Below are 477 nucleotides of genomic sequence, written 5' to 3'. Positions count from 1 at the left end.
AATAGTAAACGACTCGAGTAAATAGAGCCTGCTTTTTTCATATAAAAGGTGGAGTATGACCGTCAAGAAAAAAATAAACAGGCAACCCACCCCAAAACAAAACAATCAGCATGACACCGATCCAAATTACCAACACAATAAACGCGCTTCATAAAATTCATAAATTAATTGTCGGATGGCATGGCTCCGCCACTTATCCGACCTACGTCAATGTTGTATATATCCTAAAATTACGCTTTATTTAGCTAATGCGTAACAAATAATACAGTGGATATGTAATGCAATATCGTCGTAATTATGTAAAAGGTGGGACGTACTTTTTTACCGTTAATTTGCTCGATAGGAATAAATCGTTGTTGGTTGAGAATATCGATTTATTAAGAGAGTCAAAAGTAAAGGGGTCAAATCTTGACTTCAGACATCAAGCGCTTTTTAAAGAAATAGTAAACGACTCGAGTAAATAGAGCCTGCTTTTTT

1 pseudogene is annotated in these 477 nt (G+C 35.4%); it reads left to right on the top strand.

Going from position 1 to position 477, the window contains the following annotated elements:
* Positions 1 to 278 precede the first annotated feature (278 nt).
* A pseudogene (locus tag AN393_RS20170) lies at positions 279 to 389 on the top strand (transposase); the annotation flags it as partial.
* Positions 390 to 477: the final 88 nt, after the last annotated feature.

This window comes from Pseudoalteromonas sp. P1-25 (assembly GCF_001401805.1).
Taxonomy (GTDB): Bacteria; Pseudomonadota; Gammaproteobacteria; order Enterobacterales; family Alteromonadaceae; genus Pseudoalteromonas.
Note: the sequence above shows the minus strand (reverse complement) of the source record. Positions and strands in the feature narration are given on the sequence as shown.